The following is a 24,923-nucleotide window of genomic DNA, read 5'->3' on the forward strand; positions in this document are numbered from 1 at the left end:
GTCTCCTCCCTCAAGGAAACTGAGTCTGATTCTATTCGTCGATGGGCAGATGGGTGCCTTTTACGGTGCGCGAATGCCCCCGGAACTCGCCGACGGCGTCGCCGGCCTGATTGGTGAGGCGAACATCGTAGAGGCCCGATCTGCCGCGGCGCGAAACCTCCCGCGCCGTCGCCGTCAGGCGATCGCCTACGTGGACAGGAGTCAGATAGGTGATCGAGCAGTGCTGCGCGACCGTCATCTGGTTGTAGCTGTTGCAGGCAAAGGCGAAGGCCGAGTCGGCGAGCGTGAACATGAAGCCGCCATGGCAATGGCCGTGACCGTTGGACATGGCTTGGGTGATCGTCATCGACAGTGTCGCTTCGCCGGGAGCGGTGTGTTCGAGCGTCATGCCCAAGGCTTGGCTCGCGCAGTCGTTATCCCACATCGCCTCGGCCGACGCTTGCGCCAGCTCGATCGGGGTCATCGGCGAGGCGCGGGTCATTGACCGTGGAACTTCGCCGCGCGCTTTTCCAGGAAGGCGGTAACGCCCTCGGCATAGTCGCCGCTGCGGCCGGCGATGCGCTGACAGTCGCGCTCCGCATCCAGTTGTTCCTCCAGGCTGTTCGTTGCCGATGCGTGGATCAGGCGCTTGGTAAGACCCAGGCCGAGCGTCGGACCGCTGGCCAGCGACGCCGCGAGCGCCTGAGCTTCATCGATGAGTTCGGCGTCTTCAACGACTTTCCAGATCAGTCCCCATTCGGCCGCTTTCTGCGCGGGCAACGGTTCGGCCGTCATGGTCAGGGCTTTGGCGCGCGGCTCTCCCAGAATACGGGTCAGGCTCCATGTGCCGCCCGCGTCCGGCACCAGGCCGACCCTGGCGAATGACTGGATGAACTTGGCGGATTTCGCCGCGAGGACGATGTCGCAGGCGAAGGCGATGTTGGCGCCGGCACCCGCGGCCACGCCGTTGACCGCGCAAACGATGGGCTTCTCGAGTCCGCGCATCAATCGCAATGTGGGATTGTAGAAGGTCTCTAGCGTATGGCCGAGGTCGGGCGCCGCTTCGGCGTTGCGCGGATCGCGATCGCCCAGATCCTGTCCGGCGCAGAAGCCACGCCCCGCGCCGGTCAGCAGAACGGCGCGAACAGCGTCGTCGTCCTGGGCGCGCTGGATGCCGGCGCGAAGCGCAAGGTGCATTTCTTCGTTGAAGGAGTTGAGCTTGTCCGGGCGATTGAGGGTCAGCCGCAGCACGCCGTCGGTCAGCTCGGACAGGACGCTGGTCGATGGCGCGCCTGTGGACTGCAGGCCTGTCGACTGCGCGCTTGTCGGCCGCTTGGTTTCAGAAGCAAGCATCGTTTTTCCTCTCTAGCTCGGTGGGCGATTTGCTGCCCGTCGGTTGCTTTCTGGCGAATCTTGCGTTAAACCGACCATTCGGTCAATATTAGATTCGTGAGGAAATGAAGACTCCAATGGAGGGATTGGATGTCGGAGTGCTTCGAGCGCCAGCGGCCCGTGCGGGACGGGGCCGCCGATGCGGACGTGCCCGCCGTGCAGACCGAACGTTCGGTCCGGCCTTCTTCTTTACCGTGGCCGAGATGGGTGTGGATCGTCGGAATCGCCAAGGCCGAGGACAGCCTCTCCGCCGTTCTCCACGACACGAACCAGGATCGTATCGAACGCAATCGTCGTCTCAGCAAGGGCCGGGCGCGGATGCGTCGATCGATCCGGCCGGCAACCGCTTCATGAACCCGTCCGCGAGCTTCGCGATTTCCACATGACCGGGGGCGACCTCGAAGGCAAGGCCCGCCTTACCGACGCCGTCGTCGTGCCGTTCGTTTCCGCCGCGCCATGCGGCACAGGCCGGCGGCGGCCCTGTTGCATTCATCAGCTTTCTTTCTGGGAGGGAAGAGAACATGAAACGAGTCATTGCGATCGCCGTATTTGCGGCGATGGTGGGTCTGGGCTGCGCCCGGACCTCATCCGACGATGCGACCCCTACGCCGGATAAAACAGCGTCCGCCAAAATCAGCTCCGGCGGAATCAAGATCGGCGCCTCGGTGTCCGCCACCGGACCGGCCGCCTTCCTCGGCGACCCCGAAGCCAAGACCTTGCAGATGCTGGTCGATGAACTGAACGCCGCCGGCGGCATCAACGGCGAAAAAATCAGTCTCGTGCTCTACGACGACGGCGGCGATCCGAACAAGGCGCGGACCTTCGCCACCCGACTGGTGGAGAACGACGGGGTCGTCGCGATCATCGGCGGCACGACCACCGGCACGACCATGTCCATCCTCGCCGTGGCCGAGGATGCCGAAGTACCGTTCGTCTCGCTGGCCGGCGCAATCGACATCATCCAGCCGGTCAAGAAGTTCACGTTCAAGACGCCGCATACCGATCGCATGGCTTGCCAGAAGATCTTCGAGGACATCAAGACGCGCGGCTTCACCAAGATCGGCATGATCTCGGGAACCGACGGTTTCGGCGCGTCGATGCGCGCGCAGTGCAAGTCGGTCGTCGGCGACTACGGTATCGAGATCGTCGCCGACGAGACCTACGATCCCAAGGACGCCGACATGACGGCGCAGCTCACCAAGATCAAGGGCGCGCCCGGCATTCAGGCCGTGCTCAATCCCGGTTTCGGCCAGGGCCCGTCGATCGTGACTCGCAATTACAAGCAGCTCGCGATCGGCCTGCCGTTCTATCAGTCGCACGGCGTGGCTTCGGACGGTTTCATCGAACTGGCCGGCGCGCCGGCGGCCGAGGGCGTGCGCCTGCCGGGCACGGCGCTGCTGGTGGCCGACCTGCTGCAGAACGGCGATCCGCAGAAGGCCCCCGTCGCGACCTACAAGGCGGCCTTCGAAGCCAAGTACGCGATACCGGTCAGCACCTTCGGCGGTTATGCCAACGACGCTTTCCTGATCACGACCGATGCGATCAAGCGCGCCGGTTCGGCCAAGCCCGCAGCGATTCGCGATGCGATCGAAGCCACCAGCAACCTGGCGGGGACGACCGGCGTCTATAGCTTCGGCCCGACCGACCATCTGGGCCTCAATCAGTCGGCGTTCCGCATGCTGGAAATCAAAAACGGCAAGTGGACGCTGGTGGAGTAGCGCTCCGATACGGCGCCTGCCGCGAGGCGGGGCCGTTCGACACCGTCGTGCGGACCACGCGTAGTCCGCATCCGGATTGCGCCACTGACGCCGGTTGGAGCCTGTGATGTCGGACCTTCTGCAATTCCTGTTCTCGGGGGTGACGATCGGCGCGGTCTACGCGCTGGTCGCGCTGGGCTTCACGATCATTTACAACGCGTCGGACGTGGTGAACTTCGCCCAGGGCGAATTCGTCATGCTGGGCGGAATGACGACCGTCGTTATGTTTACTTCGGGAGTTCCCCTGCCGCTGGCCGCGCTGATAGCCATCGCGGTGGCCGGACTGATCGGCGTCGGGATGAACCGATTGACGATCGAGCCGGCGCGCGGCGCACCGGTGGTCTCGCTGATCATCATCACCATCGGCGTTTCGATCTTCATCCGCGGTATCGCCCAGTTGGTGTTCGGAAAGCAGATCCGTTCCTTTCCGGCGTTCTCGGGCGACGAACCCTTGCGCCTGTTCGGGGCGACGATCCTTCCGCAGAGCCTTTGGGTCATCGCCGGTGCGATCGCGGTCTTCGTCGGCCTGTGGCTTTTCTTCACCAAGACCCTGACCGGCGCCGCGGTGCTCGCGACTTCCAATAACCGGCTCGCGGCGCAGTTGGTCGGCATCAACACCCGCTTCATCATGACCTTGTCCTTCGCGCTTTCGGCGGCCATCGGCGCGCTGGCCGGCGTGTTGGTCACGCCGATCACGCTGACGTCCTACGATGTCGGCCTCGGTCTGGCGCTGAAGGGATTCGCCGGCGCCATGCTCGGCGGCATGGGCAATCCGAAGGGAGCGCTCGTCGGCGGCTTGCTGTTGGGATTGATCGAGGCGCTGACGGCCGGGTACGTTTCTTCGCAGTACAAGGATGCGGCGGCCTTCATCGTCATCCTCGCGGTGCTCTTCCTCATGCCGCAAGGCCTGTTCGGCCGCAAGTCGATGGACAGGGTGTGACGTGAAACTGACCGCCAAACAAGCCACCCTGATCGTTCTGATCGCCGCGATAGCGCTCGCGCCGTTGCTGTTTCCTTCGAACTACTACTACCGCGTCGGCGCGTTGATCTGCGTCAACGCCATCGCCGTGCTCGGCATCGTCATCCTCACCGGCTATGCGGGACAGGTCAGTCTCGGGCAGGCCGGGTTCGCCGGTATCGGCGGTTATGCCTGTGCGCTCGCGCCGATACATCTCGGGATTCCGCCGGCCCTGGCGCTCCCGCTGGGCGCATTGGTTTCCGCGGTGTTGGCCTTCCTGGTCGGGCGTCCGATCCTGCGGCTCAAGGGCTACTACCTCAGCGTCGCCACGCTCGGCTTCGGCATCCTTGTATCGATGGTGTTGAACAACGAGCACCAGCTGACCCGCGGCCCGGACGGCATGGAGGTTCCCGACCTGGGCTTGCGCGGCTTGCTGAAAGATATCGGCCTGAAATTGTCCGACAGCCAATTCTGGTATTTCTTCTCCGGCTTTTGCCTGCTGATCGCCGCCTGGACGGCGCTCAACATCTACAACAGCCCGATCGGCCGATCGTTGCGGGCGCTGCACGATTCGGAGGTCGCCGCCGGGACGGTCGGTATCGACGTCGCTCGAGCGAAATTGCAGGCGTTCGTCGTGTCGGCGATCTACGCATCGGTGTCGGGTTCGCTGCTGGCCTTGCAGAACAAGTTGGTCACGCCCGATGTCGCGGGGTTCATGCATTCGATCGAGTTGGTCACCATGGCCGTTCTCGGCGGCGTCAACTCGGTTCTCGGCGCGATCTTCGGCGCGGCGGTGCTGACGCTGTTGCCGCAAGTGCTCACGGTATTCGCCGAGTACGAACAGATGGTGCTCGGCCTGATCATGATCGTGGTCATGATCTTCCTGCCGCGCGGCTTGCTGCCTTCCGTGTTGCGCAAGTTCAAGAAGGGGGGCGCATGAGCCTGGACAGGGACCAGCGCGATACGCTGCTTTCCGTCGAGGGCCTGAGCATCGGATTCGGCGGCCTCAAGGCGGTGCAGGACGTGGGCTTTTGCGTGAGGCCCGGCGAGATCGTTTCGATGATCGGTCCGAACGGCGCCGGCAAGACGACGCTGTTCAACATGATCTCGGGCATCTACCGGCCGGGCGCGGGGCGGGTCGCGTTGAACGGACGCGACATAACCGGCATGCCGCCTTATCTGCTGGCGCGTCTGGGCATGTCGCGCACTTTCCAGAACCTGCAGATATTCCAGTCGATGAGCGTGCTCGAAAACGCAATCGTTGGGTATCACCTGCAAGAACGCGGGCCGGTTCTGGCCGATATGTTCGGCCTGCCATCGTCGCGGCGCCGGGCCAGGCGGGCGGAGGAGGGCGCGCGCCAACTGCTGGCGCGGGTCGGGCTCGAAAGCGCGGCGGCATGCGAAGCGGGAAGCCTGTCCTACGGGTCGCTCAAGCGGCTGGAAATCGCGCGCGCGCTCGGGCTGAGCCCGAGGATCTTGCTGTTGGACGAACCGGCGGCCGGATGCAACGCGGTGGAAACCGAGGAGATCGACCGTCTGATCGCGGAGGTGGCTTCGTCCGGCGTCGCGATCTTGTTGGTCGAGCACGACATGAAGATGGTCATGCGCATCTCCAACCATATCGTCGTGCTCGACCACGGCAAGAAGATCGCCGAAGGCGATCCGGCGACGGTCAGTCGCAATCCCGCGGTGATCGCCGCCTATCTCGGCGTGGAGGCGGATCGTGCTCACGGTTGAAGGCCTGCGTTCGCACTACGGGCGCATCGAGGTACTGCACGGGATCGATTTGCATGTCGGCCCGGGCGAAATCGTCGCGGTCGTCGGCGCCAACGGCGCGGGCAAAACCACGCTCCTGCGCTGCTTGTCGGGCGTTCAGCCGGTGACCACCGGCACGATAACGTTCCGCGGCGAGCCGCTGACGCAGGTGGCCGCGTACAAACGTGTGGGTCGCGGTCTGGCGCAATCGCCCGAGGGACGGCAGATTTTCACCAACCTCAGCGTGGAAGAGAACCTGCGCCTGGGAGCGTTTCTGTTTCGCGACGACAAGGTCGTCAAAGACATGCAGGACACCTTCCAGATGTTTCCGGTTCTCAAGGAAAAGCGCAATCTTTCGGCCGGCGGTCTTTCCGGCGGCCAGCAGCAGATGTTGGCCATCGCACGAGCGCTCATGGGGCGGCCGTCGTGTCTGCTGCTGGACGAGCCGTCCATGGGGCTCGCGCCGATCCTCGTCCAGCAGATCTTCGAGGTGGTGAAGGGCTTGAAAGCCTCGGACGTGACGGTGCTGCTGGTCGAACAGAACGCCTTCGGCGCGCTCAAGATCGCCGACCGCGGCTACGTTCTCGAAAACGGAAAAGTCGGAATGGAGGGCGCGGCAGACGCGTTGATCGCCGACCCGCGTATCCGCGAAGCTTATCTGGGTGTTTGAAATGTCCGTCGTCACCATCTGCGTGGACGGCGACATCGCCGTCGTCACCATCGACCATCCTCCGGTCAACGCACTGAGCCAACCGGTGCGCGAAGGCCTGCTCAAGGCGGCGGCCGAACTGGACGCCGCCGAGGACGTCAAGGCCGTCGTGCTCCATTGCGCCGGGCGCACCTTTATCGCCGGCGCCGACGTTGCCGAATTCGGCAAGGCGCCGATGGAACCTCATCTGCCGCAGGTGGTGAACCGCATCGAGGCGGCGAGCAAACCGTGGACGGCGGCGATCCACGGAACCGCTCTGGGAGGCGGTTTCGAGATCGCACTCGGCTGCCGCTTCCGCATCGCGTCGCCGACCGCTTCGGTCGGCTTGCCGGAAGTCGGCCTGGGCCTGGTGCCCGGTGCGTCGGGAACGGTACGCACGCCGCGCCTGGTCGGCGCCGAGGCGGCGCTGGAACTGGTCACCACCGGCAAGCCCGTCAAGGCGGCCAAGGCGCTGGACATGGGACTGCTCGATGCGGTGGTCGAAGGCGACCTGCTCGCCGCCGCGAAGGCCTTCGCCCGCCAGGCAATGGCCAGGCAAGCGCCACTGCCGGTTTCGCAGCGACCTGTCGCCGCGCCGCCGCCGGCGTTCTGGGACGAACGCAAGGCGGCCATCGCAAAACGGGCCAAGGGCGAAACAGCGCCGCTGATCGCGCTGGAGTGCGTGCGCAAGGCGGTGGAAGCACCCTTCGCCGAAGCATTGGCCTTCGAACGCAAGTCCTTTCTCGAACTGCGCGGATCGCCACAGGCGGCGGCGTTGCGAACGGTCTTCTTCGCCGAACGCGCCGCGGCGCATCCGGCCGGCATGAGGAACATCGAGTTTGCGCCGCTGCGCAAGATCGGCGTGGTCGGCGGCGGCACGATGGGCGCCGGTATCGCGGCGGCCTTGCGCGATGCCGACCTTCCGGTCGTGATGATCGAGCGCGACGACGAGGCCGTGGCACGTGGCCTGGGCAATATCCGTTCGATCGTCGAAGGCGGCGTCAAACGCGGCAAGCTGACGCCGGCTCAGGCCGAAGCGAGGTTGGCCGGCGTGACGGCCTCGACGGACTACGGCCTTCTGGCCGACGCGGACATGGTCATCGAAGCCGTGTTCGAGGAACTCAGCGTCAAGCGTGCGGTGTTCGAACGGCTCACCGCGGCGTGCCGCGGCGATGCGGTGCTGGCCACCAACACCTCGTATCTCGACCCGCGCCTGATCGCGCAGGACGTGCACGACCCGTCGCGTTTCATCGGATTGCACTTCTTCAGCCCTGCCAATGTCATGAAACTGCTGGAGATCGTGCCGATCCCGCAGACCTCGGCGCAGGTATTGGCGAGCAGCTTCGCGCTCGCCAGGACCCTGGGAAAGGTGCCGATCCAGTCCGGCATCTGCGAAGGCTTCATCGGCAACCGCATCCTCAAGCGCTATCGGGCCGCGGCCGAGTCGCTCGTGCGCGACGGCGTGCCCATCGCGCAGATCGATGCGGCGATGCGCGAATACGGATTCGCGATGGGGCCTTTCGAGGCGCAGGACCTGGGCGGCCTGGACATCGCCTATCTGCAGCGCGAAGGCGCGCGCGCGAGCGGACAGAGCATCGCGGAAACGCTCGGCGATATTCTGGTGCGCGCCGGACGCAAGGGGCACAAGACCAGGGCAGGGTGGTACGACTACACGCTGGGGGACCGCACGCCGCAATCTTCGGCGATCGTATCGGAACTGCTCGGCGCCAGGATCGGTGGGCGCAATCTCATGGCTCGATCGGCGATCGCCGATCGTCTGGTCGGCGAGATGGCGGACGAAGGCGATGCGATCCTGGCCGAGGGTATCGCCGGCCAGGCGTCGGACATCGATCTGGTGGAGATCCACGGTTACGGCTTTCCGCGCTGGCGGGGTGGACCGATGTTCGCGCGGGCCAGCGGCGGGCCGGCCGATTGATCGTGTGCCGACGGAACGCAGGGCGTATCAGACCGACGGTCCCGCTGAGCGAATTCGCGTTGATTCGCGCTGATTCGCGCGAAGGACTCACGAGCCGGCCGGCCGCTTCTCCCCGCTGAGTGCAGCGGGGAGAAGGGCGATGGACGCTATTGGAACGGGAAATAGCGCAGCGTGAACAGCAACGCGTTCATCGACGTCTCCGGCGTGCCGCCGATCCCGTCGAATCCTTGCTTGCGCACATGCTCGAACTGCAGGCCGGCCATCATCGTGCCGACCTCGCCCTTGTAGAACTTCCAGTAGCCGCCGATCACCGCCATTTCCAGCTTGCGCGTGTTGCCCATGCAGTTCGCCGCGCCTTCGGTCCAGCAACCGGAGTTGTCGTACAGCGAGTTGCCGTAGCCATAGGCGAGCGTGCGGCCCCCGGAAACGGCGGTGTAGTCCTCGCGTTTCGCACGCTCGACGCCGAAGTAGCCGAACAGGTCCACGGTCGGCGAGACATGGCCGATCACCCCGAGCATCGCCGTGGTCTGCTCGATCGGCGCAAGCTCGCCGGTGGGCTTGAGCGTCGCGTCGGGCAACTGGCCCGTGCCGTAGCGGCCGATGCCCTTGCCGGTCATCACCGTGGCGCTTACGTCCAGCACTTTGGGAACGATCGGCAGGAAGGCGCCCAGCCCGATGCCGCCCGCGAATACGGTGTCGTTCTCGGTACCGATGCGCGAACGGAACCAGCGGCCGAGACCGAAGCCCTCGAAGTGGCCGATCGAGGTGTCGATACCGAACTTGGCGACGATGTCGGGCGCGATGTCGAGCGAGTAGTTCGAGGTCGGCGCGAATCCCGGACCGCCGGGATTGGTCGTGATGGTCGGCGTCAGCGGCGCGTTCGGCCCCCGGAAGACCGAGGTCTGCGGACCTTCGAACGAAATGCCGCCAGCGACCTTGTCGCTGAATTTCTTGACCACGCGGACCTGCGGCGCGCGCGTCCAGTTGAAGCCGACCACATAACCCTGGTCCACGCCGATCGGGATCGCCTCGCTGTTCGCGGTCATGCCCGCGTTCTTGCTCAATGTGGTCAGGCTCCACGCCTGGCCGGCCAGCAAGTAGAGGCCCGCGTTCTTGTTGTTGTACGCGGCCCAGGCCTGGCGCAGGCGTGGGGTGTAGCTGTTGCTCTGGCCCGAATTCGCGGTGGGCGCCGCGCCGGAGAAATCGCCTTCGACGTAGGCGTCGACGCTGCGGTTGCCGTCGCTCGGGCCCTTGGCGAGCAGGGTGATGCGGCTTCCGCGCGCCGAGGGACGGAACTCGCTGACGTCATGATTCGGTGAGTTGGCGTAGGGAATGGTGTTGAACGCGGTCGCAACGTCGGAAACCGTGTTGAGGTCGCGATAGGCCGCGGTGAAATCGAGGAAGCCGCCGAGCGACACCGAGACCGGCCCCGCCATGATCACCGGTTTGCTGTTGTCGGCGATTTTCTTCTCGACGACCTTGGTCGCGGTGTCCTGCGCCGTCTGCGCGGTTTGCTGCGCCTGGACGGTGGCTTGCGCATTGTCCGCCTGTGCCGCCTTCAGTTCCGAAAGTTCTTTCTGCAGTGCTTCGATCTGCGCCTGCATCCGATCGATCTTGGCATCGACGGAATTGGCCGCCTGACCCGCCGCGAGCGCATCGTTCGCGGCGCCGAGGGCGAGCAGCAGGGCAATCGTGCCGGTAAGCACGGCCGTTTTCAGGGGTTTGGCGGTATTGGCGAGGCGGCCGGCAGGAACGCGTCCAAACCGGCTTGAAGTCGGCAACGGATTTTTCTCGTGGTTCATGATCCCTCCCTCCCAAGAGGCATGCTCCTTGTCGGAGCGGAACTAAGTGGTTTCTTTCTTCTTCTCCGGTGGATCGGCGACTGCAGAATCTTGTTGCTTCGGGTACGCACTCAGACGCAGGCTCAGGAATCGGATGGATGCCTGGACCGGAACAGAGGCTCGACGCCTTGCACGAGCGGCAGACGCGGACGATCGGGTTCCACCTCGCGCAGGGGTGCAACCGCTCGCAACGACGCGCGGCTTCGGGCCGCCAATTGTCGATACGCCGCGGTGCCGATCGACTTCCAGGCGATCTCCTGATCGGTCAGTTCGCGCACGACCTTGCCCGGAGTGCCCGCGATCAGGCTGCGCGCGGGAACGGTCATGTTGGCCTTCACGAAAGCGAGCGCGGCCACGATGCTCGATTCGCCGATGACTGCGTTGTCCATCACCACCGCATTCATGCCGACCATCGCGTTCCTGCCGATCCGGCAGCCATGCAACACGGCGCCGTGACCGATGTGTCCATCGACTTCGATGACCGTGTCGCTGTCGGGGAAACCGTGCATGACGCAGGTGTCCTGCAGATTGCTTCCCTCTTGCAGAATCAGCCGGCCGAAGTCGCCGCGCAGGACCGCATGCGGACCGAGGTAACAGCACGGGCCGACGATCACATCGCCGATCAACACAGCGGTGGGGTGCACGTAGGCGCTCGGATCGACCACAGGTACCAGGCCTTCGAAGGCGTAGATGTTCGACATCGGCGGTTACCGCGCCACTCGATGACGGCCGTGCTCAGTTCGGCCTGATCGCGGCTCATGCGCGTACGTGAATCTTGCGTGCCGTGGGGGAGGGCACGAGGCTGTGATGCGCGATGCGCTGCCGTGGGCAGCCGCGGACGATGACTGACGAATCGTCGGACCCGGCCTGGGCTCAAGCCCCCGGCACGCCGGCCGAACCAGCTTTCCAACCGTGACGGAGGTGGATGCTTTCGGCACAACACCTCTCCTCCCTATTGATTAACCGACTGGCCGGTTTATATCATGGGTCCGCAGCACTTGGAAGAGCGTTCCGACTCCGCGGGACGGGATCGGCTTGCGGCCGTCCCTGGGTTCTGCGCGCTCGGTTCTGCGCGCCAGGTGCTGCTCGCGAAACCCACTGCGGAGCAATCGATCGGCACTTGCGACGCTCCAACTACGACGTTCCAGGTTGAAAACGAACGCACACCGAGCCACTGAGGAGATCGCTATGCAACTGGAGTCGAGGATGGAACGTGGGACGCGGCGCTTGCCGATGGCCGCAGGGCTGGTAACGGCTTGCTTGCTCGCCGTTTGCGGAGCCGCGAATGCGGCTACCGGCGCGAATACCGGGGCCGATGCGCCTGCAACAGTGCGACAGCTCACCACGGCATGCGCTGCGCTCGAGGGCCGGACACTGGGCGATGTCCGGGTGACCCGCACTCGGCGCGTCGAGGCGATTGCCGGGATCAGCACCAGCGGCTTCTGCCAGGTATTCGGCACGCGGTTGCCGTATCTGGACATCGAAGTGGATGTGCCCGACAACTGGTCCGGTCGTCTGTTCCACCAGGGCGGCGGCGGCTTCGACGGTTTCATCTTCTCGGCGGTCACCACCGATCCGACCGGCGCCGTCATCGCCTTGAGCCCGATGCTTACCGTGCAGCGCGGGGTGTATGCGGCCTCCAACGGAGGCAACCGCGCGTTCGTGCCCGCGCAAGCGGCGCCCGGCGTGTGGGCGAACGGAACCGCCGAAGGCCGTGTATCCGCCACCGACTATGCGTACGCCGCGTTGGGTACGACGGTCGGCTTCGCCAAGGCGGTGACGCAGATGTTCTTCGGCGCTCGCCCCAGATTCACCTATTTCAATGGTTGCTCCAACGGCGGCCGCGAAGCCTACAAAGTGGCCGAACGTTGGCCCGGCCAGTACGACGGCATCGTCTCGGGCTGCGAAACCCAGAACATGGGCACGGCGATACCGGCCTTGTTGCAACTGTCCAAAACGCTCGCGACGCCGGCGGCCTTGTCCGCGGCGCAGTATCGGGCCGCGTACGCATCGGCCGTCGCCGCCTGCGATGCGCGCGACGGCGCGAGCGATGGTTATCTGGCGAATCCGGCGAGCTGCGACTTCGAACCCGCCTTGCTGTCGTGCGGCTTGCCTACCGCGAACAGCGATCCCGGCCTGTGCCTGTCCATCGCCCAGGTGCGGACCTTGAAAGGGCTGCTGTCGCCGTTGAGATTGCCCGATGGCGGGGTGCTGTACTCAGGCTATCGCTGGACCGATTTCTCGCGCTGGTTGGCGGGTGGTTTCTACAACGATCTCGGTGGCGGATACGCATTCCTGGCGACCGGCGATCGCGCCTGGCTGACTCAGGCGCAACAGGCGCGATTCGATCTGGCGCGCGACTATCCGCTGATCAGAAACGGCTTGCGACAGGCCGGAGTCGATAACGACAACGCGGCGATCGCCGCTTACGTGGCGTCGGGCAAGAAACTGATTTCCTGGCACGACGGCGGCGATCCGCTGTTGTCGGCGCCCGATCACTATCGCAACCACCAGGCGATGATCGGGGCGGCGAAGGCATCGCGTGCCGGCGATCCTGCGGCCAATACCCGTTTCTTCCTGGTGCCCGGCAACGATCATGGCGCGGGCTCGGCGCTGACCCAGATCGACTGGGCCGGCGCCATCGTCGATTGGGTGGAAAAGGGCGTCGCGCCGACGCGACTGACTTACACCTTCATACAACCCGGTTCCACCGCGCCAAGAAGCCTGCCGGTTTGCCTGTACCCGCAGTATCCGCGATACGACGGCCGCGGCGACATCAGCGCGGCGGCCAGCTACACCTGCACGTACTGACGGCTGCGCAAGGTTCGACCGTGCGGTGTCTGCGGGCGGACAACGCTGCCGACCGCGGCCTAGCAGCCGCGGTCGGCGTCAGTAACCCGATCGGGAGAACACTGGAGCACTTGAACGTCCGCGGAAAAATGCAGCCCCAGGTCTTCCGCGACATAGTCGGGTTTGGCGATGCGGATGGACAGCGCGACCGCTTCGTTGGCGGGCAGGGCGAAGGGCCCGATGGTACGCGTCGCCAATGATTTGCCTGGGACAACATATGAGTGTCCCGCCACCGACACCCGGTAATCGTGTTCTGCGTTCACCCGGACGCCGGGCATGCGCAGCCCGATCCGGGTGGCCTGGGCGGAGCGCAGGTACGCGGTCAACAGCACCTGGGTCGATCGCTGCGTCGAATAGCTGTCCCCGTATGCATAGCTGCCGCCGGTCTGCCAGCGATCGGCCGGGATCGGCGTGATGCCGCTCGCCGCGATCGCGACGGTGCCCGCCGGTTGAATGCGCAGTCCATCGGAAACGGCGACGCGCACCACCGGCAACACCTCATCGGGGATTCGCGGCGGCAAGGCAATCAGCAGATCGTTGCCGTCCTGGCGCCATGTCAGGGCGGTGTCGTCGTTCACACCGTGGATTCGTACCTCGGAAGGCCGGGAGGCGAAGCCCGCGACGCGCAACTCTCCGGCGCGCCAATCGCGCACGAACAGATACAGCGCGTCGCCCTGCCGGCCGGTGACGCCCCAGGGCTGGGCCGGCAGTCCACTGGGCGAAATATCCAGCGGAACATCGGAGTGCCGTTTGAGCCAACCGCCGATTCCACGCAGCACGTCCGCCTCGAACGGCACCACGGCGCCATCGCCGTCCGGGCCGATATTGAGCAGATAGCCGCCGCCCGCCACGCGCGCGCCGACCAGGCCGAAGGCCAGTTCGCGGACCTTCTCAGGCCGATCTTTGCGTTCTTGCCAGCTGCGATAGCCCCAGGTGGAGTGATAGATGGACGCCGGAACTTCGAACGGCGGCTGCATGCCGACGGGCGGCGCCTGGTTGTCGCCGAGCGTGACGAAGTCTCCGGCGTTGTTCCAGATGCGGCCGTTGATCGCCGCGCGGGGCTGCAGGCTGCGCACGATTCCGGCGAAGCGGCGGCTTTGTTCCGGCGTCAGTGTCGACATATCGAACCACACCTCGACCAGCGGCCCGTAACCGGTCATCAGCTCGCGCAGTTGTTGTTCGATCAGCGGCTCCATCGATGCCGGAACGGGGTTGTTGTTGTTTCCGTCGAAGCGGTGCCCGGCATGCCAGTCCACCAGCGAGAAGTACACGCCGAAGCCCAGGCCTTGCCGGCGACAGGCGTCGGACAACAGTTTCAAGGGATCGCGCTTGAACGGCGTGCGGGCGACGACGTTGAAATCGGTCGATGCCGTCTTGAACATGACGAAACCATCGTGATGCTTGCTGGTCACCACGATGTAGCGGGCACCGGCGTCCTTCGCCAGGGCGCATATCGCATCGGGGTCGAATTTCCCGGCACGAAAACGCGTGGCGACCTGGGCATAGTCGGAATGCGGAATCTTCGCCCAGCTCTGGATCTGCTCGGAATAGCCCTCCCGCACCGGCGCGCCTTTCCACACGCCGCCGAGTTCGGAATACAGCCCCCAATGAATGAACATGCCGTAGCCCAGGCGCTGCCACTGCGCGAGGTGTCGGTTGGCGGTGTCGGCCGATGCGGCCGCATCGACGTCCGCCCGGCCCTGGGCGAACGCGGGATGGGATGCCGGGCCGGCGAGCAGCAAGGCGATGGCGACAGCGATGACCTGGTTCAAGCGGAAGGGCATGAATTCGATTTCCCGATCGTGAGCGCAGCAGGCGGCATGGGTTCTGGATCGTGCGTTCGGTCCGGCAAGGCGGCCGGTTTGCGAGACAGCGCAGGCCGGGACCTTATCGCGAGTGCTTATTGAGCGCCGGTTATGGGCTTGGAGGCTTCGCGGTACAGCGTCGCCGGGCCGTCGAGTTCCAATGCGATCACGGTCATATCCGGATCGAAGGCGTCCTGCGGAACCGACAAGTACAGCAGCCCCGGTACTTTGCTCCAGTCGTGCTTGCCGAGCACGCGCGTGGGCACCGGCTGGCCGGCGCCGACGACGTAAGCTTTCGACACCCTCGAGTCCAGGCCTTTGACCAGCAATTCGCCGCTCGGCTTGCCGTCCACGAACAGGTACAGCGTCTTGCGGTCCTTCGACAAAGTGCTCGGTCCGGCGTAGTGGTCCAGGGACGGCCCCGCGACGGTGCCATAGATCGCCTGCACATGCTTTGAGGTCCAACGGCCCAGGCCTTCCAGAATCGCGACCTGACGCGGATCCAGCGTCCCGTCCTGCCTCGGCCCGATATCCAGCAGCAGGTTGCCGCCCATGCCGATCACGTCGGCGAACAGATGGACGATCTGGTTGGCGTTCTTGTACTCCTCATCGCGCGGTTGATAACCCCACGATCGGTTCATCGTCAGGCACAGTTCCCAGTACGGCGCGTCGGGCCTCAGCACCGGCACGCCTTGCTCGGGCGTGGCGTAATCGCCGTAAGCATTCAGTCTGGAATTGATGATCGCCTTCGGATTGCGCGCGAGGATGTCGCGCCGGAGCTTCGCCGATTGCCACGCGTCGGCGTCGTGTTCCCAATCGCCGTCGAACCAGTAAAGGTCGGGCCGGTAACGCTCGCCCAGCTCCGCGAGCTGGCCTTGGTAGTAGTCGACAAATCGCTGCCAGCGCTGGGGTTGCGCGCTGAAGTCGTAACGTTTGCGCTTGCGGGTAAACACGTCGTAGTCGGCATACGACCAATCCGGCAGCGAGTAATACAGGCCGACTTTCAAGTCGGTGCCGCGCAAGGCGTCGACGAAGGGAGCGATGAGATCGCGGCGGGCCGGTGTGTCCTTGACGACGTTGACGCCTTGCTGGCTGTCCCACAAGGCGACGCCGTCGTGATGGCGGGCGGTGAGCACCGCATAGCGCGCGCCGCTGCGCTTGATCAGATCGGCCCAGGCCGCCGGATCGTAGCGATCGGCGGTGAAGCCGCGCAGCTGCTTCATATACGCGGCGTGCGACATCTTGCCGTTGAAGAACGCCCAGGATTCGTCGACGCCATCCACCGCATAGATGCCCCAGTGGATAAAGACGCCGAGCTTGGCGTCGGCGAACCACTGCATACGCTCGGTTTTGTCCGCAGGGCTCTCGGCGGCGTCGGGCGGCGGCGGTGTTGCCGGCTCCGCGGCCGGTACTGGCCCTGCGGGCAACAGCAACGCGAATCCGGACAGCAGGGCGAGCAGGCAGGCTTTCATGCGGCTTCGTCGATCCATTGGTTGGACCAATTTAGGCGTGTCTTTGCTTGAAGGAAAGGGCGCGGATACTGCGCCTATCATCTCGTAATATGATGAGACGGTCAGCGCTGGTTTCGGTAGCCCCGACAGCATGCCGGGACCAAAGAGGCGATTAGATCGTTATAAATGCGGTTTAGATCACATTTTATCTGTAGTCTTTGCCGCTAAGGTCCTTTCGCCGGGAGGCGAATGGACCAGACTTCGTTCCAGCATCGTTACCGAAATCATGGGGATTCGGTTCTGTATGCACTCAGTGGCTGGACCATTGGGCCACTCGATGTCACGGGGAGTTCCACGATGAGCGCGAGCTTCAGACCGCTGTCCCGCCGCACCTTGCCGTGTGCGATCGCCATGCTTCTGTGCGGTCCCGCGATGGGGCAGCAGGCCGCTCCGGCCCCGGCGCAAAACAAAGACGACGACAAAGCCAAGACCCTGGACGCGGTCACCGTCACCGGCTCGCGCATCAAGCGCGCGGAAATCGAGGGCCCGGCGCCGGTCACCGTGATCACCGGCGAACAGATCAGGAAGGAAGGCTTCTCGACCGCGTACGAGGCATTGCTGACGCTGACCGGCAACACCGCCGTCAGCGACGACAGCGGCTGGGGGCAGAGCGACGTCAACAGCAGCAAGATCGACCTGCGCGGCCTGGGCCCGGGACGCACGCTGCAATTGATCAACGGCCACCGCGTGGCCGATTACCCGATGCCCGCCGGCGGCAAGAGCAATTTCGCCAACTACAACAACATCCCCAGCGGCATCATCGACCGCATCGAGATATTGTCCGGCAGCGCGTCGGCGATCTACGGCTCCGACGCCATGGGCGGCGTGGTCAACATCATCACCAAGAAGAAGTTCGAGGGGCAGCAACTGCGGGTGAAGTACGGCGAGGCGACCCGCGGAGGCAGCGACAATCTCGATGTGGTGTTCTCCGGCGGCCTGTCCGGCACGAACTGGAACGTGGTCTACAACCTGCAGCATTTCGATCGCGGCGTGTTGATGGCCAAGAGCCGTCCTTTCATGGACGACGAGGGCGACAAGGACTACGAGAAAACCTGGGATCCCGGCGAACGCCACTACAACCAGGCCCGGCTCGATTACTACCCCGGCATCCGATTGAGCAATACCGAGGTGACCTTGTCGCCGACCAGCCTCAACCCGCGCATCGCGCCTCCTCCCGGAGCCTGCGACCGGTTCGGCGACCTGCTGTTCGAAACCCATCGATACGCCTACGACCGCAACAGCGGCGTCGGAACCGATGCCGGCGCCTACTGCGCGCAGCGGGTGTTCTACGAGTGGAACCTGCGTACCGGCAGCAAGGACGATTCGGCCTATGTGTACGGCGACTACGACTTCAGCGACACGTTGAAAGGCTGGGCCAGCGCGACCGTGTGGAAAAGCACGGGTTCTCAGGCGGCGTTTCCGCCTCAATACAGCAGCCCGGAATACTGGGACGCCAACGCCCAGGGTTCGCGCAGTTTCACCCGCGTGCTGTCGTCGCGGGAGGTCGGTGGGCAAGACAACTTGTTGACCCAGTCGGAAGAATTGTCGATCGACGTCAGCGCCGGTTTGAGCGGCAAGATGTTCGGCGATCGCTTCGATTGGGATCTGATGATCGATCGCGCGCAGTACTCGATCAAGGAAGATTTCCCGGTCATCGACCCGGCCACCAGCAACCGGTTCTTCCTCGGCCCCCGACTGGGCACTTACGCGCATCCCACCAAGGGCGATCTGCCGATCTACGCGCCGGACTACGACGGTCGGTTGTGGACTCCGCTGTCGCGCGAGAACGTTTCCGAGTTCTACCGGACCGGGCGCAAGAAGGCGCGTTCGTGGCTGAGCCAGGCCACCTTCACCGTTTCGGGCGATCTGTTCGAAGGCTGGGCCGGCCCGGTCGGTTTCGCCGGCGCCCTGGAAGCCGCGCGCCAAGGCTACAAACTGACCCCGGACCCGCGCACGCTCGGCGCGGACGCGATCTGGCAGACGCCGTTCGGCAACGTCGAAACCGGCGGCGGCGATCGCAGCCGTTACGCCGCCGGCGTGGAGTTCAGCATCCCCTTGGCCAAGTCGCTGCTGCTGAACGTCGCCGGCCGTTACGACAAATACGATGCGGTGTCGAGCGACGCCGCCACCACCTATCAAGTCGGCCTGGAATGGCGGCCGTTCGACAACCTGCTGGTCCGCGGAAGCTACGGCACCGCGTTCCGCGCTCCGGACATGCATTTCGTCTATGCCGATCCGAGCCAGAGAATCGTCGATTACATCGACCTGGTGCCTTGTTATCAGTCGGGACGCTCCGCGGTCGACTGCGGCAGGCAGACCGCCGGCGATCCTTACTACCTCGACGACTATCGCGCCGTGCGTCAAGGCGCGAGAGATCTGAAATACGAAGAAGGCGAGTCGCTCAGCGCGGGTTTCGTCTGGGACGCGTTCGAAGGCTTTTCGATCAGCGCCGACTATTGGCGCATCCGCATCGACAATCTGATCGACGACATCAGCGCCAACCAGACCGTGGAAGACGACGCCTGGTGCCGCACCGGCCTGATGCCCAATGGCTTGCCCCGCACATCGCCGGTGAGCCCGGAAACCTGCGCGGTGCTGGCGCGACGGATCGTCCGCGATGCGAACGGCCGGATCGCATACGTCGAGGAAGGGCCGATCAACCGCACCGAAACCCGGACCAGCGGCGTGGATCTCAGCGCCACGTACAGCTTCAATACCGCGATCGGCCGTTTCGCGTTCGCGCTCGATCACACCTATCTGCTGACTTACGAAACCCGCCAGTACCCACAGGATCCGCTCGACGACCAGCAGCCCACCCGTCAGCGCAGCAAGCTCAATCTGCGCGCGAGTTGGAATTACCGCGATTGGGACGCTACTTTGTTCATGACCCAGAAATCCGGAGGCCGGGTCAACAACTGGAACGGTTGCAGGCGCTTCGCCGACGGCTACATGCCGTCGAGCTCGAACGACTGCGTGGACACCGACACCAATAGCCCGACCTTCGGTCAGCGCACCGAACGTGTCTACGGTCGCAGACCGACGCCGCGCTATGTCAGCGGCAGCGTCGGCTATCAGATCAACGATGCGCTCAAGCTCAATGTGTATGTGAACAACGTGTTCGATAAGATATATCGCGACAATTGGTGCGGCGGCTTCAGCTTCTGCGTCGACGATCCGGTCGGCCGCGAGGTCGCGGCGGAAGTCGTTTACAAATTCGATTGATGGGTAGCGATGACGACGAACCTTTCCAGATCCAGTTCGAAATCGGTGCCGGTGACGGTTGCCTCGGCGCGATACGCGGCGGCGCCTGGAGGCCGGACGCATTTCACCGGCGCCGTTTTATCCGCCGCCACCGACAAGCCCTTAAGTAGGCTCGTAAGCAGGCCCGTACGTAGGAACCGCATGCGCCGATGGCTGTCGGCGGTGATTGTTTCCTCGCTATGGCTGTCGGCATCGCCGACGCAAGCCAGGCAGGGCGGCGCGGACAAGCCCGCGGCGTACACCGAAACGATTCCGGGCAGCCAGGTCGGTTTCGACATGGTGCCCATCCCCGCGGGCAGCTTCCGCATGGGCAGCGCGGCCTCGGAGAGCGGACGAGCGGCCGACGAAGGCCCGCAGGCGGAGGTCGCCGTGGGCGCGTTCTGGATCGGCAAGCACGAAGTCACCTGGGACGAGTACGACCAGTTCCGTAAGCAGGCGCCCGCGCTGAGCAAGGGCGCCGACGCGCCGACCGGCACGGTGACCGCGCCGACGCCGCCTTATGCGGACGAGTCGTGGGGTTTCGGCAAAGGCCGACAGCCCGCCATCGGCATGACCTGGCATGCGGCGACCGAATACTGCCGCTGGCTTTCGGCCAAGACCGGGCATCGCTATCGCCTGCCCACCGAAGCCGAATGGGAATACGCGGCGCGTGCCGGCACGACCGCGCCTTGGTCGTCGGGCGGCGAGGCCGCTTCGCTTGATGCGAGCGCGTGGTACGCCGGCAACGCCAACAGCGTGCCGCACCGGGGCGGCGGCAAGCGGGCCAACGCCTACGGTCTGCACGACATGCACGGCAACGTCGCCGAATGGACGCTGGACCGATACGACCCCCAACGTTACGCCGCACTCAAGGGCGCGGCGGCCAAGAATCCGGTCGCATTGCCGGGCGCGGCGCGCTACCCGCACGTGGTTCGCGGCGGATCTTTCGAAGACGACGCCGAACACCTGCGTAGCGCCGCCCGCCGCGCGTCCAAGCCGGCCTGGAGCCGACGCGACCCGCAGGAGCCGCAAAGCATCTGGTGGCATACCGACGCCAGCTTCGTCGGTTTCCGCGTTGTGCGCGCCGTCGAGGAAACGCCGGCGCTGAAACCGTTCAAATCCAAGGTGACGCGCGCCAGCCCCAATCAGTGAAGCGCGCAAGCCGCGCTGTCGCCCGATAACCGATCCCGACCACTTGATCTGACCACTCGATCCGGAGACACGAATGACTGACGAACAGCGCCCTGCGGCCATGCTTCCCTTCGATCCGCTACGCCGGAAGTTTCTCAAGCGCGGCGCGGGCACGGCGGCGACGATCGGCCTGGCCTCGACGTTCGGAACCGCGTATGCCGCGGGCAGCGACGAAATCCGCATCGGCCTGATCGGCGCCGGCGGCCGCGGCACCGGCGCTTTGCGCAACGCATTGGAGGCCGCGCCCGGCGTGCGCGTGGTGGCGATCGGCGATGCGTTCCAGGACAACCTGGACAAGAGCGTCGCCGCGATCGAGGCCAAGATCGGCAAACCGATCGGCGTACCCGCCGAGCGCCGCTTCGTCGGCCTGGACGCCTACAAGCAGGTGCTGGCCCAGGACATCAACTACGTCATTCTGGCGACGCCGCCGGCGTTCCGGCCCGAGCATCTGCGCGCGGCGATCGAGGCCGGAAAGCACGTCTTCACCGAGAAACCCATCGCCGTGGATTCACCCGGCGTGCGCCAGGTACTGGCCTTGTCGGACCTGGCCGACAGCAAGGGCCTGAAGATCGCCGCCGGCACCCAGCGCCGGCATCAGGCCGGTTACCTGGAAACCATTCAGCGCATTCGCGACGGAGCGATCGGCGAGATCGTGGCCGCGCGCGCTTACTGGAATCAGGGCAGCCTGTGGCATATCGACCGGCTGCAAGGCTGGAGCGACGGCGAATGGATGTTGCGCAACTGGCTGTATTTCAACTGGCTGGCCGGCGACATCATCGTCGAACAACACATCCACAACATGGACGTGATCAACTGGGCCATGAACGCGCATCCGGTCAGCGCGGTGAGCCTGGCCGGACGCCAGGTGCGCACCGAGGCGGTGTTCGGCAACGTCTACGATCATTTCGCCACCGACTTCGAGTACGAAAGCGGTACGCACATGATCAGCATGTGCCGGCAGATCGCCGGCTGCGCCAACAACATCTCCGAAGCGGTGGTCGGCACGCGCGGCAACGCGCGCGTCGATCAGCACGTGATCACCGGCGCCAATGCCTGGAAGCGCGACTCGCGGTTGGCCGAAAGCGATGTCGATCCCTACATGCAAGAGCACGTCGACCTGATTTCGGCGATACGCGGCGGCAAACCGCTCAACGAACTCAAGCAGGTGTCGGAAGCCACCTTGACCGCGATCATGGGGCGCATGGCCGGTTACAGCGGCAGCCGCGTCACCTGGGAGGAGGCGCTCAACTCCGAAGAAGCGCTGGCTCCCGGCCCGTTCGCGTTGAGCGGTTCGATCAAGATTCCGGCGGTCGCCATGCCCGGCAAGGCCGCCGAGAAAACCGCATGAGCGCGCGGCGCAGGCGTGCCGATTCATCGCCTGCGTCGATGGCGCGGGTGTCGCTGCCGGTGCTGGCGCTGCTGCTCGCCGGCGTTTCCTCGGCCGGGGCGGCGCAACGCGAGTGCACCACCCGACCCGCGCCCGCGGTGCTGTACTTCACCTATTCGGCCGGTTTCAAGCACGAAGTCGTGCCGGAATCCGAACAGATTCTGAGCAAGCTCGGCGAACAGTCCGGTTGTTTCCGCGTGACTGTCAGCCACGATCCGGCGGTGCTCGACGCCGCGCATCTGGCGCGCTATGACGCGATCGTGTTCTACACCACCGGCGAACTGCCGATCGATGCGCGCCAGAAACGCGATCTGCTGGCCTTCGTCGAAGGCGGCAAGGGTTTTCTCGGCGTGCACAGCGCCAGCGACACGTTCTATCAGTGGCCGCAGTACGGGCGCATGCTCGGCGGCTACTTCGACGAGCATCCCTGGAACGAAGAGGTGACGGTCAAGGTCGAAGACCGCGCGAATCCGGCCACGCGCCATCTCGGCGCGAGTTTCGACATCGCCGACGAGATCTACCAGTTCAAAGATTGGTCGCGCGCCGACGTGCACGTATTGCTCAGCCTGGACACCGCCTCGGTCGACCCGGCCCATCCCAAGGTCCATCGCAAGGACGGCGACTTCGCGCTCGCCTGGACCCGAAACCAAGGCAAGGGACGGGTGTTCTATTCCGCGCTCGGTCATCGGCCCGAGGTGTGGCGCGACCCGCGTTTCCAGCGTTTCCTGATCGGCGGCCTGCGTTGGGTGCTGGGCGAGTGAAACGCGCGCTGGCCCTCGTGGCGATCTGCGCCGCGCTCTCGCCGACGGCGTGGGCGCGCAACCCGGGCGATGCCGCCGGCGACGCGCGGCTGACGCGCTACGAACGCCGCGAAGCGCATATGGGCACGCAGACCGGGATCGTGGTGTACGCCGCCGATGCGGCGACCGCGCAACGAGCCTTGCAGGCCGGCTTCCGGCGCATCGCCGATCTGGATCGCGAACTCAGCGACTATCGCCAAGACAGCGGCCTGATGCGATTGGCCGCGCAGGCGGGGCAGGGCGAAGTGCGGGTCGGCGACGACCTGTTCCGCGTGTTGCAGGCCGGCCGCGATCTGGCGGTGCGCTCCGACGGCGCCTTCGACGTGGCCCAAGGCGCGCTCACCCGATTGTGGCGCAGCGCCCGCAGGCTCAGCGAACTGCCGCGCAGCGAGCGCGTCGAGTTCGCGCGCGCGAACGGCGGCTACCGGTTCCTGCATCTGGATGCGCTCGCGCGTACCGCCCGCATCGATCGTCCCGGCGTCGGCCTCGACGTGGGCGGCATCGCCAAGGGTTATGCCGCCGACGAGGCGCTGTCGGCGGTGGCCGCGCAGGGCGTGACCCGCGCGCTGGTCGCGTTGGGCGGAGATATCGCGGTCTCCGACGCGCCGCCGGGCGAAGCCGGATGGCGCGTGAGCATCGCGCCCTTGCGTCCGCTTGCCGCGGCGCAAACCCCGACGACGGCGTCCGCCACGGCGCTGATCCTGCGTCATGCCGCGATTTCCACCGCGGGCGATGCCGAACAATGGTTCCAGGCCGATGGGCGGCGCTATTCGCATCTGATCGATCCGCGCAGCGGTTGGCCGATGCAGGGCCGCAGCGCGACCACGGTGATCGCGCGCCGCGGCATCGATGCCGACGGACTGGACACCGCCGCCGCCTTGCTCGGCCCGGATGCGGGCGCGCGCCTGGTCGAAACCGTGCCGGGCGCGGTCATGCGCATGGAGCGGCAGATGCCGGGCGAGAACGCCGTCGACGTGCGCACCTCGCTGGGTTGGCCGCGGCGCGATCGCTTGCTCTACGATGGCAGCACGCGCGCGCATTCGCCATCGGCGGCCGTCGCCGCCCATTCGACTCACTCATCGCCATCACCGGATTCGCCATGACTCGCTCAGCCTTTCCCCGGATTTTGTCGACGATCGCCTGCTGCGGTCTGCTGGCCTTCGCTGCTTGCACAGTCGCCGCATCGCCGAAAACCACGGACGGCGGCCTGAGCCGGGCCGAACGCCGCGAAGGTTTCGTGCCGCTGTTCGACGGCCGCACGCTGCGCGGGTGGCACGGCTATCGCAAATCGGGGCAGGCGGTGCAGGGCTGGCAGGTCGTGGACGGTGCGATAGTGCGCACCGGGCCCGGTGGCGATTTGGTCAGCGATCGCAGTTACGGCGATTTCGACCTGCGCATCGACTGGAAGATCGCTTCGGGCGGCAACAGCGGGATCTTCTATCGCGGCAGCGAAACCGAGCCTGACATTTATCGCAGCGCGATCGAGTATCAGGTGCTGGACAACGACCGCCATCCCGACGGCAAGAACGGCCGCGACCGCTGGGCGTCGGCCGTCTACGGCCTGTATGCTCCCGAAAAAATCGCGACGCGACCGGTCGGCGAATGGAACCAGAGCCGGATCGTCGCGCGCGGGGACCAGGTCGAGCACTGGCTCAACGGACAGAAGGTCGCGACTTACACGCTCGGATCGGCGGATTGGAAGGCGCGCGTGGCCGCCAGCAAGTTCAAGGATTGGCCGTCGTTCGGCATCGCGCGCAGCGGCGTCATCGGCTTGCAGGACCACGGCGACGAAGTGCGCTACCGCAACATCCGTCTGCGCGAGCTGTAACGCCG

General features: G+C 65.3%; 21 protein-coding genes. 13 read left to right on the forward strand and 8 right to left on the reverse strand.

All coding sequences use genetic code 11. The features are described 5' to 3' along the window. Nucleotides 1-31: 31 nt before the first annotated feature. From paaI to ACTOWJ_RS03475, 3 genes are all read right to left on the reverse strand, one after another. A complete protein-coding gene (gene paaI / locus ACTOWJ_RS03465; protein WP_441333197.1) occupies nucleotides 32-481 on the reverse strand; it encodes a hydroxyphenylacetyl-CoA thioesterase PaaI in 450 nt (149 codons plus the stop codon). Further along, nucleotides 478-1,230 carry a 2-(1,2-epoxy-1,2-dihydrophenyl)acetyl-CoA isomerase PaaG gene (gene paaG, locus ACTOWJ_RS03470; protein WP_441333198.1) on the reverse strand — a complete coding sequence of 251 codons (753 nt, stop codon included), beginning with the start codon at nucleotides 1,228-1,230 and terminating at the stop codon, nucleotides 478-480. The genes paaI and paaG overlap by 4 nt, the downstream gene beginning before the upstream one ends. 439 nt (nucleotides 1,231-1,669) lie before the next feature. Then, nucleotides 1,670-1,894, reverse strand: a complete 225-nt coding sequence (locus ACTOWJ_RS03475) for a hypothetical protein (RefSeq protein ID WP_441333199.1) — start codon at nucleotides 1,892-1,894, stop codon at nucleotides 1,670-1,672. Between ACTOWJ_RS03475 and ACTOWJ_RS03480 the strand changes: the two genes are divergently transcribed. The 6 genes from ACTOWJ_RS03480 (at nucleotide 1,893) to ACTOWJ_RS03505 (ending at nucleotide 8,465) form a co-directional block, all read left to right on the forward strand. Next, a complete protein-coding gene (locus ACTOWJ_RS03480) occupies nucleotides 1,893-3,089 on the forward strand; it encodes an ABC transporter substrate-binding protein (RefSeq protein WP_441333200.1) in 1,197 nt (398 codons plus the stop codon). The genes ACTOWJ_RS03475 and ACTOWJ_RS03480 overlap by 2 nt on opposite strands. Nucleotides 3,090-3,195: 106 nt before the next feature. After that, nucleotides 3,196-4,068: a branched-chain amino acid ABC transporter permease gene (locus tag ACTOWJ_RS03485; protein WP_441333201.1), complete on the forward strand. Its 873-nt coding sequence runs from the start codon at nucleotides 3,196-3,198 to the stop codon at nucleotides 4,066-4,068. 1 nt (nucleotide 4,069) lies between these two features. Then, nucleotides 4,070-5,026: a branched-chain amino acid ABC transporter permease gene (locus tag ACTOWJ_RS03490; protein WP_441333202.1), complete on the forward strand. Its 957-nt coding sequence runs from the start codon at nucleotides 4,070-4,072 to the stop codon at nucleotides 5,024-5,026. Then, complete coding sequence (locus ACTOWJ_RS03495) at nucleotides 5,023-5,823, forward strand: ABC transporter ATP-binding protein (RefSeq protein WP_441333203.1); 801 nt, start codon at nucleotides 5,023-5,025, stop codon at nucleotides 5,821-5,823. Before ACTOWJ_RS03490 ends, ACTOWJ_RS03495 begins: the two co-directional genes overlap by 4 nt. Then, nucleotides 5,810-6,511 (forward strand): ABC transporter ATP-binding protein, encoded by a 702-nt coding sequence (locus ACTOWJ_RS03500; protein WP_441333204.1) that lies wholly within the window; start codon nucleotides 5,810-5,812, stop codon nucleotides 6,509-6,511. Before ACTOWJ_RS03495 ends, ACTOWJ_RS03500 begins: the two co-directional genes overlap by 14 nt. Nucleotide 6,512: 1 nt before the next feature. Continuing rightward, the gene (locus tag ACTOWJ_RS03505; protein WP_441333205.1) at nucleotides 6,513-8,465 is read left to right on the forward strand and encodes a 3-hydroxyacyl-CoA dehydrogenase NAD-binding domain-containing protein; all 1,953 of its coding nucleotides are present in this window, start codon (nucleotides 6,513-6,515) and stop codon (nucleotides 8,463-8,465) included. Between the two features lie 146 nt (nucleotides 8,466-8,611). On the opposite strand, the gene ACTOWJ_RS03510 is transcribed toward ACTOWJ_RS03505, so the two are convergent. Together ACTOWJ_RS03510 and ACTOWJ_RS03515 are read right to left on the reverse strand one after the other, a co-directional pair. Beyond that, the gene (locus ACTOWJ_RS03510) at nucleotides 8,612-10,267 is read right to left on the reverse strand and encodes a hypothetical protein (protein WP_441333206.1); all 1,656 of its coding nucleotides are present in this window, start codon (nucleotides 10,265-10,267) and stop codon (nucleotides 8,612-8,614) included. Between the two features lie 122 nt (nucleotides 10,268-10,389). Beyond that, nucleotides 10,390-10,920, reverse strand: coding sequence for a hypothetical protein (locus ACTOWJ_RS03515; protein ID WP_441333207.1), 531 nt, complete (start codon nucleotides 10,918-10,920; stop codon nucleotides 10,390-10,392). A gap of 775 nt (nucleotides 10,921-11,695) precedes the next feature. Between ACTOWJ_RS03515 and ACTOWJ_RS03520 the strand changes: the two genes are divergently transcribed. Beyond that, the gene (locus tag ACTOWJ_RS03520; protein WP_441333208.1) at nucleotides 11,696-13,117 is read left to right on the forward strand and encodes a tannase/feruloyl esterase family alpha/beta hydrolase; all 1,422 of its coding nucleotides are present in this window, start codon (nucleotides 11,696-11,698) and stop codon (nucleotides 13,115-13,117) included. Nucleotides 13,118-13,176: 59 nt separating this feature from the next. Here the strand turns inward: ACTOWJ_RS03520 and ACTOWJ_RS03525 are convergent, their stop codons facing one another. Both ACTOWJ_RS03525 and ACTOWJ_RS03530 read right to left on the reverse strand, forming a co-directional pair. Further along, nucleotides 13,177-14,940, reverse strand: a complete 1,764-nt coding sequence (locus ACTOWJ_RS03525) for an alpha-L-fucosidase (protein ID WP_441333209.1) — start codon at nucleotides 14,938-14,940, stop codon at nucleotides 13,177-13,179. Nucleotides 14,941-15,056: 116 nt separating this feature from the next. Then, nucleotides 15,057-16,433, reverse strand: coding sequence for an alpha-L-fucosidase (locus ACTOWJ_RS03530; RefSeq protein WP_441333210.1), 1,377 nt, complete (start codon nucleotides 16,431-16,433; stop codon nucleotides 15,057-15,059). A gap of 336 nt (nucleotides 16,434-16,769) precedes the next feature. Between ACTOWJ_RS03530 and ACTOWJ_RS03535 the strand changes: the two genes are divergently transcribed. Beyond that, nucleotides 16,770-19,694, forward strand: a complete 2,925-nt coding sequence (locus ACTOWJ_RS03535) for a TonB-dependent receptor plug domain-containing protein (protein ID WP_441333211.1) — start codon at nucleotides 16,770-16,772, stop codon at nucleotides 19,692-19,694. Here ACTOWJ_RS03535 and ACTOWJ_RS03540 read toward each other — a convergent pair. Beyond that, nucleotides 19,679-20,011 (reverse strand): hypothetical protein, encoded by a 333-nt coding sequence (locus ACTOWJ_RS03540; RefSeq protein WP_441333212.1) that lies wholly within the window; start codon nucleotides 20,009-20,011, stop codon nucleotides 19,679-19,681. The two genes, ACTOWJ_RS03535 and ACTOWJ_RS03540, sit on opposite strands and share 16 nt — an antisense overlap. On the opposite strand from ACTOWJ_RS03540, the gene ACTOWJ_RS03545 reads away from it, so the two are divergent. The 5 genes from ACTOWJ_RS03545 to ACTOWJ_RS03565 all read left to right on the forward strand — a co-directional run bounded on the left by ACTOWJ_RS03545 (nucleotide 20,010) and on the right by ACTOWJ_RS03565 (nucleotide 24,918). Continuing rightward, nucleotides 20,010-20,864 (forward strand): formylglycine-generating enzyme family protein, encoded by an 855-nt coding sequence (locus ACTOWJ_RS03545; RefSeq protein ID WP_441333213.1) that lies wholly within the window; start codon nucleotides 20,010-20,012, stop codon nucleotides 20,862-20,864. The genes ACTOWJ_RS03540 and ACTOWJ_RS03545 overlap by 2 nt on opposite strands. Nucleotides 20,865-20,937: 73 nt before the next feature. Next, entirely contained in the window at nucleotides 20,938-22,251 is a 1,314-nt protein-coding gene (locus ACTOWJ_RS03550; protein ID WP_441333214.1) for a Gfo/Idh/MocA family protein, read from the forward strand. After that, a complete protein-coding gene (locus ACTOWJ_RS03555; RefSeq protein ID WP_441333215.1) occupies nucleotides 22,248-23,051 on the forward strand; it encodes a ThuA domain-containing protein in 804 nt (267 codons plus the stop codon). The genes ACTOWJ_RS03550 and ACTOWJ_RS03555 overlap by 4 nt, the downstream gene beginning before the upstream one ends. Continuing rightward, entirely contained in the window at nucleotides 23,048-24,193 is a 1,146-nt protein-coding gene (locus ACTOWJ_RS03560) for an FAD:protein FMN transferase (RefSeq protein WP_441333216.1), read from the forward strand. Before ACTOWJ_RS03555 ends, ACTOWJ_RS03560 begins: the two co-directional genes overlap by 4 nt. Continuing rightward, nucleotides 24,190-24,918 carry a 3-keto-disaccharide hydrolase gene (locus ACTOWJ_RS03565; RefSeq protein WP_441333217.1) on the forward strand — a complete coding sequence of 243 codons (729 nt, stop codon included), beginning with the start codon at nucleotides 24,190-24,192 and terminating at the stop codon, nucleotides 24,916-24,918. Before ACTOWJ_RS03560 ends, ACTOWJ_RS03565 begins: the two co-directional genes overlap by 4 nt. The last annotated feature ends 5 nt before the right edge of the window (nucleotides 24,919-24,923 follow it).

The sequence above is a fragment of the Lysobacter sp. CA199 genome, from assembly GCF_052078715.1.
GTDB lineage: Bacteria > Pseudomonadota > Gammaproteobacteria > Xanthomonadales > Xanthomonadaceae > Lysobacter.

Excerpts from the sequence above, each read along its gene's own strand:
- paaI (WP_441333197.1), bottom strand. The coding sequence starts at position 481 with ATGACCCGCGCCTCGCCGATGACCCCGATCGAGCTGGCGCAAGCGTCG.
- ACTOWJ_RS03480 (WP_441333200.1), top strand. The coding sequence starts at position 1,893 with ATGAAACGAGTCATTGCGATCGCCGTATTTGCGGCGATGGTGGGTCTG.
- ACTOWJ_RS03475 (WP_441333199.1), bottom strand. The coding sequence starts at position 1,894 with ATGTTCTCTTCCCTCCCAGAAAGAAAGCTGATGAATGCAACAGGGCCG.
- ACTOWJ_RS03485 (WP_441333201.1), top strand. The coding sequence starts at position 3,196 with ATGTCGGACCTTCTGCAATTCCTGTTCTCGGGGGTGACGATCGGCGCG.
- ACTOWJ_RS03495 (WP_441333203.1), top strand. The coding sequence starts at position 5,023 with ATGAGCCTGGACAGGGACCAGCGCGATACGCTGCTTTCCGTCGAGGGC.
- ACTOWJ_RS03505 (WP_441333205.1), top strand. The coding sequence starts at position 6,513 with ATGTCCGTCGTCACCATCTGCGTGGACGGCGACATCGCCGTCGTCACC.
- ACTOWJ_RS03510 (WP_441333206.1), bottom strand. The coding sequence starts at position 10,267 with ATGAACCACGAGAAAAATCCGTTGCCGACTTCAAGCCGGTTTGGACGC.
- ACTOWJ_RS03525 (WP_441333209.1), bottom strand. The coding sequence starts at position 14,940 with ATGCCCTTCCGCTTGAACCAGGTCATCGCTGTCGCCATCGCCTTGCTG.
- ACTOWJ_RS03530 (WP_441333210.1), bottom strand. The coding sequence starts at position 16,433 with ATGAAAGCCTGCCTGCTCGCCCTGCTGTCCGGATTCGCGTTGCTGTTG.
- ACTOWJ_RS03535 (WP_441333211.1), top strand. The coding sequence starts at position 16,770 with ATGAGCGCGAGCTTCAGACCGCTGTCCCGCCGCACCTTGCCGTGTGCG.
- ACTOWJ_RS03545 (WP_441333213.1), top strand. The coding sequence starts at position 20,010 with ATGGTGCCCATCCCCGCGGGCAGCTTCCGCATGGGCAGCGCGGCCTCG.
- ACTOWJ_RS03540 (WP_441333212.1), bottom strand. The coding sequence starts at position 20,011 with ATGTCGAAACCGACCTGGCTGCCCGGAATCGTTTCGGTGTACGCCGCG.
- ACTOWJ_RS03550 (WP_441333214.1), top strand. The coding sequence starts at position 20,938 with ATGACTGACGAACAGCGCCCTGCGGCCATGCTTCCCTTCGATCCGCTA.
- ACTOWJ_RS03555 (WP_441333215.1), top strand. The coding sequence starts at position 22,248 with ATGAGCGCGCGGCGCAGGCGTGCCGATTCATCGCCTGCGTCGATGGCG.
- ACTOWJ_RS03565 (WP_441333217.1), top strand. The coding sequence starts at position 24,190 with ATGACTCGCTCAGCCTTTCCCCGGATTTTGTCGACGATCGCCTGCTGC.